This window comes from Clostridium sp. FS41 (assembly GCF_000954015.1).
GTDB lineage: Bacteria > Bacillota > Clostridia > Lachnospirales > Lachnospiraceae > Enterocloster > Enterocloster citroniae.
Genome location: NZ_JYHN01000075.1, coordinates 1 through 18375 on the forward strand (window position 1 = coordinate 1; position 18375 = coordinate 18375).

An 18375-nucleotide genomic window follows, 5' to 3' on the forward strand; every position below is an offset into this window, starting at 1 on the left:
CTTGCACAAAGGCATGTGGAATTTAGTCTCGCACACTATTTTCAGATGCCCCGTTGGCATGCAAAAAACATCAAAACTGGGTGCTTATAGATTCATTATAAGGCAAATATATGAATTTGTTAAGGTGCAAAGTGGAAGTTAATTCCGCAAATTTACTGGAATAGTCCACAACTGGAATTTAGTTTTTCATTTAAGTTTTACAAATTGGATAAAAAGCGGACAAAAAACCGGCTGCACTGAACGGGAACGTCCAGGCCTCCGGCATGTTTACATCTTAACGTATAGGAAAATGGATCCGCGCCGGTCATTCCCGGCAGTGGATCGTAAACTGGTTTTTCTCATAATCGATCAGTCCGCACCGCTTCATCCTGGACAGTTCACCGGACAGGGCGCTTCTGTCCACGGAAAGATAATCTGCCATCTGCTGTCTGTTAAAGGGCACAGTGACCCTGTGGCTGCCCTGCTTTGCCGCCTCCTGGGACAGGTACACCAGGACCCTCTCCCTTAAGGATTTGGGGGTTATGATATCCATCTTCCTGGTGAGCATCAGGTTCTTGCGGGCCAGCACATACATCAGGCTGCGGATCAGGCGGGTGTGGAAATCACAGGCAGAAGGACAGGTGGTCAGGATCCTGTTCACATCCATGAACAGCACTTTGGCAGGCTCTGAAGCCTGTACATCCACCATCAGCGCCTCTCCCTTAAGACATGCATAGGTCTCGGCAAAGATCTGCCCCTGGCTGATGTTCTCAATGATCTTGCGGTTCCCCCATACATCATCTTTTATGATGTTCACAGAACCCTCCATCACAACTCCCAGCCGGCCTGTGATATCCCCTGCCCTGTATATATACGCGTCCTTTTGAAAGCTTTTTTCCTCGGCCGAAAGACATTTCAGCACACTCTCTATCTCCCTGTCCTTAATCCCCTGAAACAGAGGAGTTGCCGATAAAATATGAACGTTCATCCTTTTCTCCCATCCGGATTCCTTACTGCTTCAGGAACACGTATTCCCGTTCTCCTGAAAGCATTTCGCTGCAGCGGTATCCCAACCGGTCAAATGCCTTGACCCCATCCGGCTCCTCAACTGCGTTCTCCGCCATGAACCGGACCATCTCCCCGCGGGCCATCTTGGCTTCCGTGGCCTTTACCTTTACTTTGGCATTTCCCTGTTTATCATGCTCCAGGCTTCCAAACACGCAGGTGATGTATGTAATATCCGGCGTCAGATAGGGTTCTATGGCCTTGCTGTACTCTTTGGATGCAAGGTTTATAATGGTCCTGTCCTCTTTTACCAGTTCTCTGTACAGCAGGTCTCCCCAGTATTCATACAGACTGGTAATCCCTTTCTGTCCCTCCTCCTTTGGCGAAAGCATTACCTTTGCCTGCATCTCCAGGCGGTAGGGCACGATTCCGTCCAGAGGGCGCAGGATGCCGTAAAAGCCGGAAAGGATCCGCAGATGGGACTGCACATAATCCCAGCTCTTTTGCTCAAATACCCCGGGAGCCATATACTGGTACTGGATCCCCTCATAGGACAATAGGGCCGGAGTAAGGCGGCTGGTAAGGTCCATGTTCCTGAACCGCTCGTAGTTAAGGGCAGCAATCCTTTCATTGCACGCCCACATGTTCCTGGCCTCCTCACGGCTCAGATTTCTTACGTATTCTTTTAATATTTCTGCCTTTGAAAGAAAACAGGGAAGACCTGCTGAGTCCAGCTCATCCTCCCTGACATTCATCTTCTTGGCAGGTGATATGATGATATTCATCCTGTCGTCTACTCCACTTTTCCGATTTTTGGATAATAGCAGAACAATACCTTTGCCATTATGTCTTTCTTTGGTACAAACTGGTTTTTCCAGAACCTGGCATCCAGGGAATTGTTCCTGTTGTCCCCCATCATAAAATAACAGCCCTCCGGCACCGTGTAAGGACCATAGGATCCCTCCATCGGCTCTGGCAGGTACGGTTCATCCAGGGGGGTCTGGGAATCGTTGATGTACACCTTGCCGTCCACAACATTTACCGTCTCTCCCGGCAGCCCGATGACGCGTTTTACATAGTAGACCTCCCTGTTGTCCGGAAACTTAAAGATCACCACGTCCCCCCGTTCCGGCTCACTGTTAATATACGCCAGCCTGGAACCGATCACGCGGCTGTGGGACATGATGGTATTCTCCATGGAACCGGTGGGAACCCGGCTGTTGGCAATGATGACATTGTTGAGGAACAGGGCGATCACCACGGCTGCCACAATGATCTGGATCCAGCTGATGATCTCCTTTTTCCAGCTAAAGGGTTCTTCCTCCGGCTGTCTGCGGCTCCTCCCCTTTTTTTCCCTCTTGTTTTCTTCCGTCTCCTCTATCTCGTCTATGGGCATACAATTTCCTCTTTTCTATGGTTTTACCTGAATCAGCGGATCTGACCGTCTCCGTAAATAATATACTTGGTGGTGGTCAGTTCCTTTAACCCCATAGGGCCTCTGGCGTGAAGCTTCTGCGTACTGATGCCGATCTCGGCGCCAAAGCCAAACTCATTGCCGTCCGTAAAACGTGTAGACGCATTGACATACACCGCCGCGGCATCCACCTCATTTAAAAATTTCTGGGCATTAAAATAATCAGAGGTCACAATGGACTCGGAATGGCCTGTGTTATACGTATTGATATGGCTGATGGCCTCATCCACGGAATCCACGATTTTAAGGGACAGGATATAATCCAGGTACTCCCTTCCCCAATCCTCCTCCGTGGCGGGAACAAAGCCGGGAACCATGGCGCAGGCATCCTCATCCCCGCGGATCTCCACCTTTTTTTCATCCAGGCGTTTCTTCAGCATGGGCAGGAATCTCTCTGCAATCTTTCTGTGGACCAGAAGGGATTCACAGGCATTGCACACACCGATCCTTTGGGTCTTGGCATTAAATATGATATCCAGGGCCATCTGCAGATCAGCAGTCTCATCCACATACACATGGCAGTTTCCTGTTCCGGTCTCTATCACCGGGATGGTGCTGTTCTCCACCACGGCGCGTATAAGCCCCGCGCCGCCCCTTGGTATGAGCACATCAATATAGCGGTTCAGGCGCATCAGTTCCTTTGTTGTCTCACGGCTGGTATCCTCGATCAGCTGCAGGGAATCCTCGGGAAGCCCCACCCGTGAAAGCCCGGTCCGCAAGGCCTCCACAATGGCCCGGTTGGATGAAAGGGCATCACTGCCGCCTTTTAATATGACCGCATTGCCCGATTTAAAGCAAAGGCCAAAGGCATCCGCTGTCACGTTGGGACGGGCCTCGTAGATCATTCCGATCACGCCAAGGGGGACCCGCTTCTGCCCGATCTGCAGTCCGTTGGGGCGCAGCTTCATGGAAAGCACCTCTCCCACCGGGTCATCCAGGGATGCCACCTGCAAAAGGCCGTCAGCCATGGCCTGGACCCTTGCAGGGGTCAGCCTCAGACGGTCTAAAAGCCCCTGGTTCATCCCACCGGCTTCCGCCTTGTCGCAATCCTCCTTGTTGGCTGTGAGGATCTCCTCCTCGTTATCCAAAAGGGCCCTGGCCGCTTCCTCCAGGCCCATGTTCTTTTCCCTGGAGCCCAGGGTATTGAGTATTCTTGATACATCTTTGGCGCGTTTGCCCATGTCAGCTAACGTCATTATAATCTCCTCTCCCTCCTACGGCTGAGCCGGACTTCTGCCTTCAGACTTCCTTAATGCCTCCGTGCTTCTTTCCCAGGTCCGTGACGGAGCCGTCTTCCTCCTGTATGGATATATTGTTCAGATTGCTCCTTAAGCTGCCGCGGATAGCGGCAATGTATTCCCTGCGCAGCCTTGCCTGTTCTTCCTTCTCTTCCTCAGTCAGGCCGGTTGCCTGGGATTTATGGTACAGTTCATTGATACGGTCGATTCTTGACACATCCATGTGGGTCACCTCCCTAATATTCGTTATTCAGGTAATGCATCAGGTCAAAGTCCAGATTGGGGTGTGCCAGGAACAGGGTTCCCTTGGCCTGGCCTGCCATGATCTCCAGGATCACTTCCACCCGGTCCCCATTGGCAATGACCATATCCGCCCCGCTGTCCGTGGCGATCCTGGCCGCCGCCAGTTTGGCGGACATGCCTCCTGTTCCCACATCGCTTCCGGATGTAGCTTTGCCCATGCCCAGAAATTCCGGGGTGATCTCCGGCACCAGGCTTATGAATCTGGCATCCGGGTTGCTTCTGGGGTCGTCTGAGTACAGGCCGTCAATATCGGACAAAAGGATCAGAAGATCCGCCCCGATCAGAGCGGCCACAATGGCGGACAGACGGTCGTTATCTCCAAAACTGTCCACATAGGGGATTTCCGAGGTGGACACCGTATCATTTTCATTGACAATGGGAATGGCTCCCAGGTTCAGAAGTTCATCAAAGGTATTCTGGGCATTGTACCTGGACGAATCGTTGACCATGGTATCCTTTGTGAGAAGCACCTGGGCGGCTGTCTGGTTGTACTCCGCAAACAGCTTCTGGTAAACCATCATAAGTCTGGCCTGCCCCACTGCTGCAAATGCCTGCTTTTCAGCCAGCGAATCCGGCCTCCTGTGATGGCCCAGGGCCTGCCTGCCGGCCGCAATGGCCCCTGAGGATACAAGGACCACGTCCCTTCCCTCTCCCCGCAGGTCGCTGATCACCCTGATCAGCTTTTCTATCTTCATAAGGTTCAATTCCCCTGTCTGCGGGTGGGTCAGGGAGGAAGAACCGATTTTGATCACAACCCTCTGCTTATCCTTAAGGCTCTGACGTTCCTGGATTTCCATGGTATACTCCTTTAAATTTCTCAAGTGATTCTTGTTTATCTTACACCAATTTACAGGTCACGTCAATTTCTATGTTTCAAAGGGACGGTATCTGCGGATGATTTCCTCTGCCGTGCGGATACCGTCCATGGCAGCCGAGGTGATACCTCCCGCATACCCGGCCCCCTCACCGCAGGGAAAGATCCCTTTTACAGCGCTCTCCAGGTTCTCATCCCTTGGCATACGCACCGGGGAGGAGGTACGGCTTTCAATGCCTGCCAATATGGCGTCCGGCCGGTCAAAGCCCTTGATCATATGGCCGAAAGCCTCCATTGCCTCCAACAGGGACCGGGAGATATATGAGGGCAGCATTTCCCTCAGATTGGCAAAAGCATACTCTCCCTTAAAGGCCGGCATGACCTGTCCAAAGGCTGCGGATATCCTGTCCTCCTTAAAGTCACCGTAAAGCTGTACGGGGATACTGCCCTTTCCAAGCCGGAAGGCGGCTTCCTCCAGGCTGCGCTGGAATTCGATTCCCCCAAGAGCCGGACACCTGGTATGAGGAAAATCCTCAGGGGTTACGGTTACGATCAGGGCGCTGTTGGCATTTTCCCCCGCCCTGTCATGGTAACTCATTCCATTGACCGCAAGACGGCCCTGTTCAGAGGAGGCATTAACCACATAACCGCCCGGGCACATGCAAAAGGAGTATACCCCCCTGCCGCCTGAAGTCTGCCTGGTCACCTTGTAGCTTGCCGGTCCCAGCTCCCGGCACTCCTTTGCAGCATACTGGCTCATATTGATCAGGGTCTGCGGATGCTGTACGCGCAGGCCCACGGCAAATGCCTTGGCCTCCATGGGGATTCCCCTGTCCCACAGCACCTCAAAGGTATCCCTGGCGCTGTGGCCAATGGCCGTCACCAGGACCCGGGTATGGATCCTCTCCGCCCCGTTGACCACCACAGCCTTCAGACGCCCTTCCTCCACCACAAAGTCTGTGGCTCTGCTGAGAAAGCGCACCTGGCCCCCCAGCTGTTGGATCTCACGGCGCATGGCCTTTACGATCCGGCTCAGCACATCCGTACCGATATGGGGCTTATTCACATACAATATGGAGGGATCCGCGCCAAATTCCACCAGGATCTGCAGTACGGCCCGGTTGCGTCCAAAGGAATCCTTTACCAGGGTATTCAGCTTCCCGTCAGAGAAGGTTCCTGCCCCTCCCTCCCCAAACTGCACATTGGAGTCCGGGTGCAGTTCACCGCCCTCCCAGAATCCGGCCACCCGCTTTGTCCTGGTATCCACATCCTCCCCCCGCTCCAGCAGGACGGGGCAATATCCTTGTCTTGCCAGCATCAGGCCGCAGAACAGGCCTGCTGGCCCGGTTCCTATGATAACGGGAGGATGCTCCAGTTCTGCGGTTCCGTGCCCGGGAAGATGATAGCATATGGTTTCCTGAACCGACACATCCCTGCTTCTCAGCCTTTGGACCAGCTTTTCCTCCTTTTTTCCGGATATCTGCCTTACCCTTACATCCACCACATAGCTGTAGAGGATGTCCGGTTTTTTTCTGGCATCAATTGACTGCTTTATGATATTAAATGTATCGATCTCCTCTGCTTTCACTCCCAGGATTCTGGATATTTTTTCGATCATATCCTTCCTGTCATGCCCCAAAGGCAGCTTTAACTGGTTTATGCGGATCATGTCCTGTTCCTCCCATCTGTGTTGGATGCGTTCCTTCCCGCAATCACCCCGCTGGACCAGGCAAACTGCAGGTTATAGCCGCCGCATATGCCATCCACATCCAGCAGTTCCCCTGCCAGGTAAAGATTTTTCCTGATCCTTGACTCCATGGTCAGGGCATTGACCTCTTTGACATCCACTCCGCCGCAGCAGATCTGGGCATTGGCAAAGGGATTCACGGACATGATAATGGCCTCATAGGACTTCAGCTGCTGCACCAGATGTTTCAGCTGCCCCGGGGACAGTCCGCCCGCTTTCCGGCAGGGATCTATGCCCGCCAGACGTATCAGCACCAGGGCCAGCTTTTTATTCAGAAGCCCTGTAAACATCTCCTCTGCGGTCTTGTATTCCATGCGGGCCGCCCGCTTTTTCAAAAGGCCAAAGGCATCCCCGTCTTTCCAGGAAGGCATAAAATCCACCTTCACAATAACCTTCCTTCCCTGGTCCAGGGCCCTGGAAGCAAACCGGCTGATCTGGAAAATGGGAATGCCGGACAGGCCGTAGTCCGTGAGCTGCAGTTCTCCCCTGTCCTCTGCCAGCAGCTTTCCGTCAGAGAACAGGCTTACCTTGGCCTCTGTGCGGATGCCCGCCATCTGCCTGTACATGGTTCCCTGGCACCTGAGCTGTACCAGGGCAGGAAGGGGTTTGATCACGCTGTGTCCCAGCTTTTTTGCCAGTTCATAGCCGCTTCCGTCCGAACCGGTTGCAGGCGCTGCCTTGGAACCCGTGGCCAGGATCAGGGCATCTGCCTCCAGCACCCCCTGGCTGGTGTTAACCCGATATGTATGACCTGCAGATTCTATTCCCTTTACCTCACAGGAAAGAAGCACACGGACCCCAAGGTGGTCCACCTCCTGGCGCAGTACGTCCAATACCGCCGAAGCCTGGTCCGAGTTGGGATAAATATACCCGTTCCTGTCCTTTGGCTCAATACCCAGATCCCTGAAAAATCCAAGGGTCTCCTTTACAGGGAACCCCTGGATCACCTTCATCGGAAAGCTCTTATCGTTACTTCTGTAGCATTCCGGCTCCATGTACAGGTTGGTCATGTTACACCGTCCATTGCCTGTGGACAGGATCTTCTTTCCCACCCGGTCCATATGCTCCACGATCGTCACCTGGGCGCCGCACCTGGCAGCCGACACCGCGGCCGCCAGCCCGGCGGCCCCGCCGCCTATGATCACTACCTGTTGTTTTCTCATCTATGTCAGACTCCTTACCCTCAAAAAATATATTCAAGTACGCCCTAACTTGTATACGACTCCAGATAATGGTACACATCCATCATGGAGGGGAACCATATTCCTTCCATCAGCTTGGCCCGTTCCATTTCCGGAAAATCCGTGACCGGAATATGGGTGTAAAGGCAGATGGTGCTTCTGTCACTGCAAAACACCAGCAGGAAACCGGACTCGGATACCAGATAGTATTCCTCTGCCGGGGACGTATTCTCCAGTATGGGTTTTATCTCCTCCTGGTTCATGGCAGCCTTGTCATCCATGTCATTGACCGTCTCTGTCTCAATCACTGTATTGGGGACCGCCTGCTCCTGCCTCATATTGTATCTGGTGATCCCATACCCAACCACAAGGCATACGATGGATGTTGCGGCAAACAAAAGAAAGCAGTATAGTATTTTTTTCATCGGACTAACCTCCTAACGTATTCCAGCGCGTTAAGGTTAGTATCTGCTTTCTATGCTATTTTAATCATGTTTTCACAAATTTTCCCTCTGATGTCAGGGAAGCGCCGTCATCCGGCCAGCAGATGCGTCTTTCTCAAAAGCCTTACAAGCCTCCTGCCTCCCGGCATGGCCATCAGTTCCTCCTCATCCACGGCCTTCAGGCGCACCAGCAGCAGGGCGTATACCACAATGGCCACTGCCACGGAAGGGAGTACCACAGCTGCCATCCCAAGCCTTCCCTTCATCATGGAAGGCGGAAGCATGCCGTACACCAGCCTGTACACCCCATATGCGGCCGCACCCATGATAAGGGAACACAGGGTGGGCAGCAGGATGGTTTTCTTATATTCCTGTCTGTATCTCACATACTTTGCAATGGCATGTCCGTTTAGCAGACACATTACAAATGCAAAGATGATATTTGCAAATACCACGCTGTAAATCCCCATTTTCAGTACCAGAAGAAACACTTCCAGCACGGCCACATGGACCACAAGAGCGGCCACTGCATGGCGGATGGGCACATCCAGGCGGCCCAGGCCCTGAAGGATGGCATTGGTCACCGTGGACAGGGAGTAGAATACCACAGCCAGGGAGCCGACCATGGAAAGTCGGATCAGCATGGTATTGTCCTCGCTGATAAACAACAGGTTGCAGACAGGTTTTGCCAGCACCGTGATACCCACCGCGGCCGGAATGGCGATGAGAAGGGAGAAACGGATGGCGGTTGCAATGCGCTCCAGTTTTTCCTTTCTGTTCCGGTTGGCCACAGCCCTGGTCAAAGACGGGATCAGGGATGAGGACAATGCATTTGACACTGCCACGGGAATGTTAAAAAGCAGCTGGTACTGCCCCAGCACACCCCAGTAGGTGGCAATGGAATCTTCCAGATATCCAAGCTTATACATCCCCTGGCCGAACAGATAGTTGTCCACCACATTGGAGCAGTTGTAGATCCCGCTGCTGACCACAATGGGAAGGACCGTGATGGTCAGGATATGGACCAGGTGTCCGTAGCTCTCCGTCCTGCCCGACACATCCTTCCTGGCCAGGCGCCGCATCTTTTGTCCCCTGGAACATGTGAGGATCATAAAATAAACCAGGGCCGTGAGGGCGCCCGCCCCCGTGCCAATGGTTCCTCCCGCCGCGCCCAGGGCATAGGCATAATCCTTTGCCCCCTGGGCCGCATTCATGGATACGCCTACATTAAACAAAATCCCGGCAGCCACCACGCTGACAATGGCATTGATGATCTGTTCCAGTATCTGGGAGACAGCCGTGGGCACCATGGTACCTGTTCCCTGGAAATATCCCCTGAGCACGCCCAGGTAAGCCATGACCCATATGGTGGGGGCTAGGGTCTTAAGAGCATACCTGCTAAAGGGGGTGCGGATCAGGTCCGCGAACAGGTCTGCTCCAAACCAGAGCACGGCGGCCGCCACACCGCCCACCACGGTGGCATAAATAAGAGCCGCTTTTAAAATGCGGCTGCAGTTTCTGTATTCTCCCCTGGCAATGCGGGCCGCTATCATCTTTGACACTGCCACGGGCATACTGTAGGAGGATAATATTAACAGGATATTATACACGTTAAATGCCGATGTATAATATCCATTTCCCTGTTTTCCTATAATATCATTGAGGGGCATCCGGTACAGCATGCCTATGATGCGTACCAGGATGCCTGCCATTGCAAGGATGCTGCCCTGTATCACAAAATTGGCAGCCTTCTGTTTTCCGGTTCTCTTCTTAGCTGTGCGTACATTCATATCTCTTTGTTATGCGCCCTCATTTCCAATTATTTCCGACTTGGCAAAATCCTTGGTGGAGATGATGCAGACCCATGTCTGCCCCTGGTTTAACACGATCTCATTGTGCTCCTGGTCATAGTAATGAGTGACCCCAAACTCCCCATCCTTTTCCCAGCTGATGGGGATGGCCTTGCCCTCTGTCATAAAATACCCGCAGTCAGAGGTATGTACATTGATATTCAGATACTCGGTGGTGGCATAATAGCCGGACTGGCAATACTGGAAGATCACATTCTTAGCCGTAATCGGCCCTTCATCCCCCTGGTGCACGCCCCCGTACTGGTACCGGTGATATAGCCCGTCAGAGGGTTCATATACAAAATACGCCTGGTTCATCACATATCCCGGCTTTATCGTCACCGCATCCATGACCCCGGGACGTTCCTCCAGGGACACACCTTTCCCATCCCTGGCAAACCGGTAATGCCCCTGGTAGGACGGATCGTAATCCTGGGTATAGCCCAGCTTCCGGATGGAAGCCTGGATACGTTCCCCGCTTGTGTAGGCGTTATGGGGCTGTTTCTTGTCCCTGCTCCTGTAAAATGCCGTGCCTCCGATGGCCTCCAGGCCATTAATATTATCCACATTGCTCAGATATGGCTTCGCAAAGGTGCTCTGCCCGTAGTGGACATAGACCGCATCAAACTCCCTGGCAAAATAGGTGTAATAGGTGCGGCAGCTGCGCACGGAACCAATGCGCTCCAGATCGTCATAATCCTCGATCAGAGACATATAGCGGTTCATGGTGCCTTCCACCGGCGCCTCATAGACCACGCCGGCGCGGTTGATGCCGTACTGGGGTCTGGCCTCCTTGTCATTGCTCATCATTACAGCGGCCGGACGCCGGACGCCCTGGGAGGCAGGCACCATCTCTCCCGTCAGATAACTGCGTATCATGCCGTCTTTTTCCACCCGTTCCTCAGGCAGATAGTAGTCATAGGGACTGTCATCCGCCACAGGTTCGGTTTCCGAATGGATGAAGATCTCTGGCTCAGCTTCCGTGGTCACGGCAGGAGGTTCCGGTACGGACTCAGCTGTAACATCCACACTTGCCTCCTTTGCGCACCCGGCCATAAGACCGGCCGCCGCCACAACCGCCGCTATCCATCTGAGCCTTTTTCTCATCTTGTGTACCCCCTGGTTTCCAGTATTTTCTTCTGTCTTTCCTCCATCTGCTCCCGTTCCCCGTCCTCCATGTGGTCATAACCGCAAAGATGCAGCATGCTGTGGGCCACCAGGAACGCAAGCTCACGGGTCTGGGAATGGCCATACTTGTCCGCCTGTTCCTCTACCTTGTCCACGGAAATAACAATATCCCCCAGTATCAGTTCCCCTGTCTCAGGATTAAAATAATCCTCCACCGCATCCTCCACATGGTCAAAATCCGATGGAACTTTATAGTCCACCATGGGAAATGAAAGCACGTCCGTGGGCGCGTCTATACAGCGGTGTTCACGGTTGATCTCCTGGATGGCGTCATTGTCCGTGAGGATCACGTTCACCTCAGCCTCATAAGGGCATTCCTCATAGTCCAGCGATGCCAGCACAATGTCGTTAATGATCTCCTCATAGGGAAGATCCAGCTTTTTCTCAGCTTCATATTCAATGGATATTGTCATCAGTAGCTTCTCCTTGACTTCCCCGGTCCATCCGGCCAGGGGCTTTCCTTTTTACCGTTCCCGGTATATTCTTTTACCGTTCCCGGTGCATTCTCCTACCGTTTCCGGTACATTCTTTTACCGTTCCCGGTACATTCCCGCGCCGGGCCGGCGTCCGCGCTTTTCACTCCCCGAACCCTTTTGCTCATTCCTTGGCTCGTTCCTCTGTTCATTCCTCTGCTCGTTCTTCTGCTCATAGGCATCGTATGCCTGTACGATCTTCTGGACCAGGGGATGACGCACCACATCAGAACTGGTGAGATAGCAGAATCCGATATCATCAATTTTCTTTAACACCTTTAAGGCCGTATCCAGGCCGGAGACCGCGCCGGAGGGAAGGTCCTTCTGGGTCCGGTCTCCGGTGACAATGACCTTGGAGCCAAAACCGATCCTTGTAAGGAACATCTTCATCTGGGCCGGTGTGGTGTTCTGGGCCTCATCCAGGATAATATAGGCATTATCCAGTGTCCTTCCTCTCATATATGCCAGGGGGGCCACCTCGATCAGACCCTTCTCCGAGTTGTGCAGATACGCCTCCGCCCCCATGATCTGATACAGGGCATCGTACAAAGGCCGCAGATATGGATCGATCTTGCTCTGCAGGTCGCCCGGAAGAAAGCCCAGCTTCTCCCCGGCCTCAATGGCGGGGCGCGTAAGGATAATCCGTCCCACCTCCCCGTTCTTAAATGCCTGGATCGCCATGGCCATGGCCAGATAGGTCTTGCCCGTACCGGCCGGTCCGATGCCGAACACGATCATCTTCTTACGGATGGAATCCACATAATTCTTCTGTCCCAGGGTCTTTGGCTTTACCGGTTTACCCGTAATAGTCCTGCAGATGATATCCTTATCGATCTCCAGGATCTGCCCGTCTTTCTCCGTAAAAGAAAGGGACAGGGCATAATCCACGTTCTGCTCCGTAATGGTGTTGCCCCTTCTGGACAGCTCGATCAAATTGTTAAATACGCTTTTGGCCTGCCCTATGGTCTGTTCAGGCCCTATGATCTTAATCTCTCCGTCCCTGGCGATCATGGTCACATGCAGGGTACGTTCTATTTTCTTTAAGTAGGTGTCAAACTGCCCGCATACATTCTTCTCATGCTCAGCGGGGATGTCAATCATCGTCTCAATTACACTCATCTAGGCTTATCTTGTCTCCTCCGGTTCACTATTAGGTTCTTCCATGCGTTCTGCGGCAGGCTGTGTTTTGACAATGGATTCCTGGGTCATCAGTTCACCTTTTATCCTGCACTGAGAAACACTTGTTTCTATTCTATCATTATTTTCAAGAATTTGTACCCCTTTTTCCTCTAAATTTTTGACAAACTGGTAATTTATGGCTTTGGATATATGCTCCAGCTCTTCCCGGGTATAATTTCTCTCATAGGCGGACATCTCGCGCCCCTTGATATCTCCTATGTAAAGGGGCAGGTAAAAATTAGAAAACAACTTCAGCTGCTGCTCCTCCATGGCGTAATCCCACTCCCCCTGTCCCCTTACAGGCATCAGGAAGGTAAATGACCATTTCCCCGCCTTTACATACCATCCCCGGCGTTTGCGGCCTGTCTGCACCCGTTCCTTGTGAAGCAGCGGAATGGTCTTTTCATACTCCCTGGTGGTCCTGGCCACCACATCCGCGTCCGCGTGGACCATGTATGCATTGATCTCCTCCTCACTGTCGCCAATGATCGGTACACGTCCGCTGACCAGTACCTGTCCCTCCTCCACCTCATCCCCCACGGAGACTTGTGCGATCCCCTGGCGGACTACCATGGATGTAATGGTCCCTGCCTGGGACGCCACAATGTCACAGGGCGTCTCGTCCTTTTCCGGCACAATGGACAGTACTTCATTTTCCTTAATATGGATCAGCAGCCTTGTACCGGATACCCTGGCGCTTACCCAGGTGATCTCAGGAAAACTGGTGCGGATGGAGCTTTCAAGGTTTTCACAGTTGATCTTAGACTTTAGCATCCCGTAGTCGATATCCTGGGAATCCAGGTACCGGATCAGGGTGTCATAGGTGTACCGGTAATTCCCGTCAAACTGAATATCCCATATGAACAGGGACATGACATACAGTACCAGGAAAAAGGCACCGATACCGGCGGCATAATACCAGCGTTTCCTGTATTTATAAATAAAAAAAGGAACACCGAAGCGGCCGATGATACGCAGCCTGACCTGCGCTTTGCGCACCAGAGGCTTTACGCGGCGGTACCCTTTCACTGTCATATAAAATTCATAGTCCCCGTCCCGGTTGCATATAAGCCCCCACACTTCCAGCCTCCTGGCATTGCACAGGTTGAGGAAACGTTCCGGTGAATAACCGTGAAGACGGAGTCTTACATATCCGTTCCAGTTATGTAACAGCCAAACAATCAAGCGGGCCCCCTCCTTGTTATAAACACTTGGGCATTCCGCCCATTTATGTTTCAAATTCCAGCGATGTGATCTGACCGGTTATCTTCATCTCCTCTGCCGTATAATAATCAATCCTCAAACGGCTTCCGTGAATCAGGACCTTGCAGTTTTTTGCCTGCAGTTTTACCAGAGTATCTGTATAAATAAGGATGCTCCTGTAATTTTCCACGTTCACCTCGCCGCGGCCCACAAAGTTCACAAGCACGTCTCCCAGGACCACATCCCGGGGAAGCCCCAGTGCAGACACAGCTGTTTTCTTTGGTTCCCATGACATACATCCCACGCTCCTGATACACTGGTTCTTTTTATTATATGCATAAACTGGTGAAAAATGCAGTTCCCTTTTTTCAAAAAACACTCACATTTGTACCATCACCTGAATAGACTATACTGAATCAATGAATCAGCGAGGTCTTTATGAATAACCAACCCTATCATACAGACAGAGTGAATGAGTATCCGGATGCTGTTTTAAACGCTGCTGAAACAAGCGAGGCAGACATCCCCATTACTCCTCTTCCCAATCCAGGCGAAGGCGGCCCTGTGGACAGCGGCAATGGTACTGATAACGGCGGCATCCCTGTGATCCCCCTTCCCAACCCGGGTGAAGGCGGTCCTGTGGACAGCGGCAACCGGCCCTTCCCGCCTATTTTCCGCCCTGTATTCCCAGGAGGCACAGGCGGGTCCGTAACCGTGATCCCAGGCATAACCTTCCCATGCTTTAACTGTACGGCCACCAGCTTTGGCCGTGTGCGCTTCCTCAATGCCTCCACCGGATATCAGCCATTTTATGTGTATCTGGGCAACTGGATGGTGGCCAGCGGACTGGCTAACGGCGATATCACCAGCTATGTGCAGTCTGCATCCGGAACACAGACCGTAACTGTTTCCGGCGCCAATGGGTATGTGTACATCCAGAAATCCATTCAGGTGAGCGCATCCTCCTCCATGACCATTGCCATCATCAACACGGCCAGCGGACTGGACATCATGGAAATCTCCGACATTTCCTGCAATGCTCCTTCGGGAAACAGCTGCCTGCGTACCTGCAACCTGTCACAGAACCTGGGGCCCTTTGATGTGTCCATCGGGAACCAGAACAATTCCTACACTGCCTTCACCAACGTGCGGTACCGGGAGGTCACGCCCTATACCAGTTTTTACCCGGGATGGTATCAGCTCTACATTGCCAGAACCGGTGCGTTCCCTTCTACCTATGTAGCCACCGCCACTGCCAACATGAGCGCCAATATGTCCTACACACTGTATATCTTCAATGCGCCCAATGCAACCGAAGGCCTGAGGACCATGGTGGTCTCCAACTAAAGAGGAAAAAGGACCGGATGCGACTGACCCAGTCACATTACCGGTCCTTCTCTGTCTTTTTCAGAACAGGTTATCATTAGAACAAGTTATTTCAAAACAGGTTGTGGAATGCCTCACAAGGTTCTCTCAGCACTTTGTCACAGATCCTTTCCCCCTCTTTCGCCAGCCCTCTTTCATCCACGTTCACAAGCCTTCCATTTTCATAGACCACCCTGCCGTTTACCATGGTCATGTAAACATTGCCGGTCAGACCCACCCTGCCTATGATGTTGCGCGGGTCGTGGACAGCCCCTGCCAGTTCCAGCGTCCCAGCGTCAATCATAAACAGATCCGCGGCTTTGCCCTCTTCCAGGGAACCGATGTCCTCCCTGCCAAGGGTTCTGGCGCCGTTAACCGTGGCCTGCTTAAGGATCTCATAGGCGGAAACACCGCCGCCCCGCTCTTTGCTGTGGTAACACTGCATCATGTAGGCTGTGCGGATGGAGTCCAGGAGGTTGCTGCTGTCATTGGTGGCCGAACCATCACAGCCCAGGCTTAGAAGGACGCCGTAATCCATTAGTTTTTTCATTTCAAGGATGGGGAAACCTCCCAGGATGGCGGGGGATGGACAGTGTGAAATGCCGCAGCCATTGGCACCCAGCACCTTGTACTCCTCATCCGTCAGCTCCCAGCAGTGGGCAAACCAGGTGTTCTCACCCAGAAAGCCGATCCGCCTGCACCAGTCAAGTGTGCGCATTCCCCAGCGCTTTTCCATGATGTCATTTTCCCCTTCCCCCAGGTGGGTGTGAAGCCTTGCCCCGGTCTCCTTTGCCAGTTTGACCGATTGGATAAATGTGTCCTCGTAGCAGTTCACGGGCTGGCATGGTGCGATGACGATCTGTTTCATGGAAAATGGCTCCGGATCATGGTATGTGTGGATCAGGCGCCTTGTGTCCTGTATAAATTCCCCGGTGGTTTCCCTCATATCATCAGGTATGGTACTCCCCTGGCTTCTTGGAAGCGTATTGGTCCCCCTGCCCGCGTGATAGCGAATGCCGATCCGGGAGGCCGCCTCCATCTGGCGGTCCACTGCTTCCTTCTTTGTGTGTACCGTAAAGCAGTACTGATGGTCAAAGGCCGTGGTGCATCCATGTTTTACAAGGTCTGCCATTGCGGTCAGGGATGAATAATAGATCACATCCGAGTCAATCCTCTGAAAAATCCGGTATATCTTGTCCAGCCACTCCACCACCAGCATATTGGGGTAATCAATGGTTGCCAGATTCCTGACAAAGGTCTGGAAAAAATGGTGATGGGTGTTGACCAGGCCCGGATACACAAACTTATCCTTCCCGTCCAGGATTTTTGCGTCATCGCACCGGATGCCGTATCCGATCTCCAGGATCTTTTCCCCTTCAATAAGCATGTCTGCGTTCCGGTAAACATCATCCCTGTCATTACAGCATACGATCGCAGCCGCATTTTTGATCAGTATCTTATTTTCTGCCATAATTCCTCCTTGCTTTTTGCCCTGTTTTTTATTACTATAAACTATATACCAGCTATATAGTCAACCGGATTTTCAGCTATTTATAAATTTTCACATTGGAGTTCCTGAGCAGTTACATTTTTACACGTAAAAAGGAGAAAGAGGACATGGACCTATCCACCGGAGAACTGGCAAAAATGTTTAACCTGAATAAGCAGACCTTATTTTATTATGACAGGGAAGGACTTTTAGTCCCGGAGCACAGGGATAAACAGACCGGCTACAGGAAATACAGATTTGAGCAGATCTACAAGCTTGCCCTGATCTGCTACCTGAGAAAAATCGGTTTTTCCATTGACCAGATCCGGGAATATACCCAAAACAGGACTCTGGACATGCGCATCTGTGAGCTGAAGCGGCAGTCACAGGAACTGAGAAAGGCGTATGAGGAGATCCTCAACATTGATGATGTCATCCAGAGAAAGATCTTTTTTGTGGAACATAAGATGCGCAATATGAAGCAGGGAGAAGTGTCCCAAAGATATTACTTAAAACGGGCCTACCTGCCCCTTGGCATGGAGGAATCCATCTATACAAAAGAGGAATTCTATTTTTATCCCACCATTGCATTCTATACGTACAGGGAAGACAGGGACCAATATGAGACCACGTTTGGGGCGTACCTGGAAACCCTGGACCACATTGACCCGGCTGTTGCAGACCAGGTCCGGTATATTGAGGAGCAGAAATTCCTGTGTGTCTGCTGGAAAGGCAGTTATATAGGCATTGGGGCGAAGATAAAAGAACTGAGACAGGAATACGGATATCTGGGGCTATCCTCAGATACCTATAACTTTAATATCGTTGACCAGTTCCTGGAAAAGGACATGGAAGAATATATCACAGAGATCCAAATTCCCATTACCGGGATCAGCTAGGGGGATCAGCCGGAAGATCCGGCTAGGGAAGCCGGTTGGGGAAGCCGGCCGGGGGATCAGCTGGGAAGGCCGGCTGGAGGATCAGCTGGGAAAGCCGGCCTTCTTCCTCTGCCGCAAAGTCAAGACCACCGGCTTAGCCGGTGGCTTGTTCTGCCCCTATAAGGGGCTGTTACCTGCTTGCGCCCGGAAGGCGCACTGAAAAGTCTGCCTGCTGCACCACATTCTCAGCTGCCCTTAAAAGGGCATGTTCAGTGCTTCCTTACTCCGGCTTAGCCCCAAAAGGGGCTTACTGGTTTGCTTTGACTCCCTACTGACTCTTAAGAGTCTTACTTCTTGTTTTTCTTCACCGGCTCACCCGTAAACGGGTCTATGTACTCTACTAACGACATCTGGTCATATTCCAAATCCTCTTTTATCTGATTTTGTATGTATGCCTTTATTGCCGCCGTATTCTTTCCTACTGTGTCCACGTAATATCCACGGCACCAGAAATGACGGTTTCCGTACTTATACTTTAGGTTCGCATGCTTCTCGAATATCATGAG

Annotated in this window: 19 protein-coding genes; 2 read left to right on the forward strand and 17 right to left on the reverse strand. The window is 52.2% G+C overall.

Going from position 1 to position 18375, the window contains the following annotated elements; all coding sequences use genetic code 11:
* Positions 1-304: 304 nt before the first annotated feature.
* From CLFS41_RS25155 to CLFS41_RS25225, 15 genes are all read right to left on the reverse strand, one after another.
* A complete protein-coding gene (locus tag CLFS41_RS25155) occupies positions 305-967 on the reverse strand; it encodes a Crp/Fnr family transcriptional regulator (protein ID WP_007864178.1) in 663 nt (220 codons plus the stop codon).
* 22 nt (positions 968-989) lie between these two features.
* On the reverse strand, positions 990-1769 hold the full coding sequence (gene yaaA, locus CLFS41_RS25160; RefSeq protein WP_007864175.1) for a peroxide stress protein YaaA: 780 nt from the start codon (positions 1767-1769) through the stop codon (positions 990-992).
* Positions 1770-1777: 8 nt separating this feature from the next.
* Positions 1778-2380, reverse strand: a complete 603-nt coding sequence (gene lepB / locus CLFS41_RS25165) for a signal peptidase I (RefSeq protein WP_045093866.1) — start codon at positions 2378-2380, stop codon at positions 1778-1780.
* Between the two features lie 32 nt (positions 2381-2412).
* Positions 2413-3654, reverse strand: a complete 1242-nt coding sequence (locus CLFS41_RS25170; RefSeq protein WP_045093867.1) for a glutamate-5-semialdehyde dehydrogenase — start codon at positions 3652-3654, stop codon at positions 2413-2415.
* 43 nt (positions 3655-3697) lie between these two features.
* Entirely contained in the window at positions 3698-3919 is a 222-nt protein-coding gene (locus CLFS41_RS25175; RefSeq protein WP_007864167.1) for a DUF896 domain-containing protein, read from the reverse strand.
* A gap of 13 nt (positions 3920-3932) precedes the next feature.
* Positions 3933-4796, reverse strand: a complete 864-nt coding sequence (gene proB / locus CLFS41_RS25180) for a glutamate 5-kinase (RefSeq protein ID WP_007864165.1) — start codon at positions 4794-4796, stop codon at positions 3933-3935.
* A 69-nt stretch (positions 4797-4865) separates the two neighbouring features.
* Positions 4866-6482, reverse strand: a complete 1617-nt coding sequence (locus CLFS41_RS25185) for an FAD-dependent protein (protein WP_007864163.1) — start codon at positions 6480-6482, stop codon at positions 4866-4868.
* Positions 6479-7723, reverse strand: coding sequence for an NAD(P)/FAD-dependent oxidoreductase (locus tag CLFS41_RS25190; protein ID WP_007864161.1), 1245 nt, complete (start codon positions 7721-7723; stop codon positions 6479-6481). The genes CLFS41_RS25185 and CLFS41_RS25190 overlap by 4 nt, the downstream gene beginning before the upstream one ends.
* Positions 7724-7767: 44 nt before the next feature.
* A complete protein-coding gene (locus tag CLFS41_RS25195) occupies positions 7768-8166 on the reverse strand; it encodes a hypothetical protein (protein ID WP_045093868.1) in 399 nt (132 codons plus the stop codon).
* Between the two features lie 107 nt (positions 8167-8273).
* Positions 8274-9974 carry a polysaccharide biosynthesis protein gene (locus CLFS41_RS25200; RefSeq protein ID WP_007864149.1) on the reverse strand — a complete coding sequence of 567 codons (1701 nt, stop codon included), beginning with the start codon at positions 9972-9974 and terminating at the stop codon, positions 8274-8276.
* A gap of 9 nt (positions 9975-9983) precedes the next feature.
* On the reverse strand, positions 9984-11141 hold the full coding sequence (locus tag CLFS41_RS25205; RefSeq protein WP_007864147.1) for a DUF3048 domain-containing protein: 1158 nt from the start codon (positions 11139-11141) through the stop codon (positions 9984-9986).
* Positions 11138-11635 carry an rRNA maturation RNase YbeY gene (ybeY, locus tag CLFS41_RS25210; RefSeq protein WP_007864146.1) on the reverse strand — a complete coding sequence of 166 codons (498 nt, stop codon included), beginning with the start codon at positions 11633-11635 and terminating at the stop codon, positions 11138-11140. The genes CLFS41_RS25205 and ybeY overlap by 4 nt, the downstream gene beginning before the upstream one ends.
* A gap of 117 nt (positions 11636-11752) precedes the next feature.
* Positions 11753-12814 carry a PhoH family protein gene (locus CLFS41_RS25215; RefSeq protein WP_007864144.1) on the reverse strand — a complete coding sequence of 354 codons (1062 nt, stop codon included), beginning with the start codon at positions 12812-12814 and terminating at the stop codon, positions 11753-11755.
* A 6-nt stretch (positions 12815-12820) separates the two neighbouring features.
* Positions 12821-14059, reverse strand: coding sequence for a sporulation protein YqfD (locus CLFS41_RS25220; RefSeq protein ID WP_045093869.1), 1239 nt, complete (start codon positions 14057-14059; stop codon positions 12821-12823).
* Positions 14060-14102: 43 nt separating this feature from the next.
* A complete protein-coding gene (locus tag CLFS41_RS25225) occupies positions 14103-14372 on the reverse strand; it encodes a YabP/YqfC family sporulation protein (RefSeq protein WP_007864139.1) in 270 nt (89 codons plus the stop codon).
* 143 nt (positions 14373-14515) lie between these two features.
* On the opposite strand from CLFS41_RS25225, the gene CLFS41_RS25230 reads away from it, so the two are divergent.
* Entirely contained in the window at positions 14516-15424 is a 909-nt protein-coding gene (locus CLFS41_RS25230) for a DUF4397 domain-containing protein (protein ID WP_007864138.1), read from the forward strand.
* A gap of 91 nt (positions 15425-15515) precedes the next feature.
* Here CLFS41_RS25230 and CLFS41_RS25235 read toward each other — a convergent pair whose 3' ends face one another.
* A complete protein-coding gene (locus CLFS41_RS25235) occupies positions 15516-16913 on the reverse strand; it encodes an amidohydrolase (RefSeq protein WP_045093870.1) in 1398 nt (465 codons plus the stop codon).
* A gap of 146 nt (positions 16914-17059) precedes the next feature.
* Between CLFS41_RS25235 and CLFS41_RS25240 the strand changes: the two genes are divergently transcribed.
* Positions 17060-17830, forward strand: coding sequence for a MerR family transcriptional regulator (locus tag CLFS41_RS25240; RefSeq protein ID WP_007864118.1), 771 nt, complete (start codon positions 17060-17062; stop codon positions 17828-17830).
* Positions 17831-18156: 326 nt separating this feature from the next.
* On the opposite strand, the gene CLFS41_RS25245 is transcribed toward CLFS41_RS25240, so the two are convergent.
* Positions 18157-18375 (reverse strand): IS200/IS605 family transposase (locus CLFS41_RS25245; protein ID WP_045091080.1); only part of this gene is annotated, 219 nt, incomplete at its 5' end.

Bases quoted from the DNA above. Each gene is read 5' to 3' on its own strand.
- CLFS41_RS25155 (WP_007864178.1), bottom strand. From the start codon at position 967: ATGAACGTTCATATTTTATCGGCAACTCCTCTGTTTCAGGGGATTAAG.
- yaaA (WP_007864175.1), bottom strand. From the start codon at position 1,769: ATGAATATCATCATATCACCTGCCAAGAAGATGAATGTCAGGGAGGAT.
- lepB (WP_045093866.1), bottom strand. From the start codon at position 2,380: ATGCCCATAGACGAGATAGAGGAGACGGAAGAAAACAAGAGGGAAAAA.
- CLFS41_RS25170 (WP_045093867.1), bottom strand. From the start codon at position 3,654: ATGACGTTAGCTGACATGGGCAAACGCGCCAAAGATGTATCAAGAATA.
- CLFS41_RS25175 (WP_007864167.1), bottom strand. From the start codon at position 3,919: ATGGATGTGTCAAGAATCGACCGTATCAATGAACTGTACCATAAATCC.
- proB (WP_007864165.1), bottom strand. From the start codon at position 4,796: ATGGAAATCCAGGAACGTCAGAGCCTTAAGGATAAGCAGAGGGTTGTG.
- CLFS41_RS25185 (WP_007864163.1), bottom strand. From the start codon at position 6,482: ATGATCCGCATAAACCAGTTAAAGCTGCCTTTGGGGCATGACAGGAAG.
- CLFS41_RS25190 (WP_007864161.1), bottom strand. From the start codon at position 7,723: ATGAGAAAACAACAGGTAGTGATCATAGGCGGCGGGGCCGCCGGGCTG.
- CLFS41_RS25195 (WP_045093868.1), bottom strand. From the start codon at position 8,166: ATGAAAAAAATACTATACTGCTTTCTTTTGTTTGCCGCAACATCCATC.
- CLFS41_RS25200 (WP_007864149.1), bottom strand. From the start codon at position 9,974: ATGAATGTACGCACAGCTAAGAAGAGAACCGGAAAACAGAAGGCTGCC.
- CLFS41_RS25205 (WP_007864147.1), bottom strand. From the start codon at position 11,141: ATGAGAAAAAGGCTCAGATGGATAGCGGCGGTTGTGGCGGCGGCCGGT.
- ybeY (WP_007864146.1), bottom strand. From the start codon at position 11,635: ATGACAATATCCATTGAATATGAAGCTGAGAAAAAGCTGGATCTTCCC.
- CLFS41_RS25215 (WP_007864144.1), bottom strand. From the start codon at position 12,814: ATGAGTGTAATTGAGACGATGATTGACATCCCCGCTGAGCATGAGAAG.
- CLFS41_RS25225 (WP_007864139.1), bottom strand. From the start codon at position 14,372: ATGTCATGGGAACCAAAGAAAACAGCTGTGTCTGCACTGGGGCTTCCC.
- CLFS41_RS25230 (WP_007864138.1), top strand. From the start codon at position 14,516: ATGAATAACCAACCCTATCATACAGACAGAGTGAATGAGTATCCGGAT.
- CLFS41_RS25235 (WP_045093870.1), bottom strand. From the start codon at position 16,913: ATGGCAGAAAATAAGATACTGATCAAAAATGCGGCTGCGATCGTATGC.
- CLFS41_RS25240 (WP_007864118.1), top strand. From the start codon at position 17,060: ATGGACCTATCCACCGGAGAACTGGCAAAAATGTTTAACCTGAATAAG.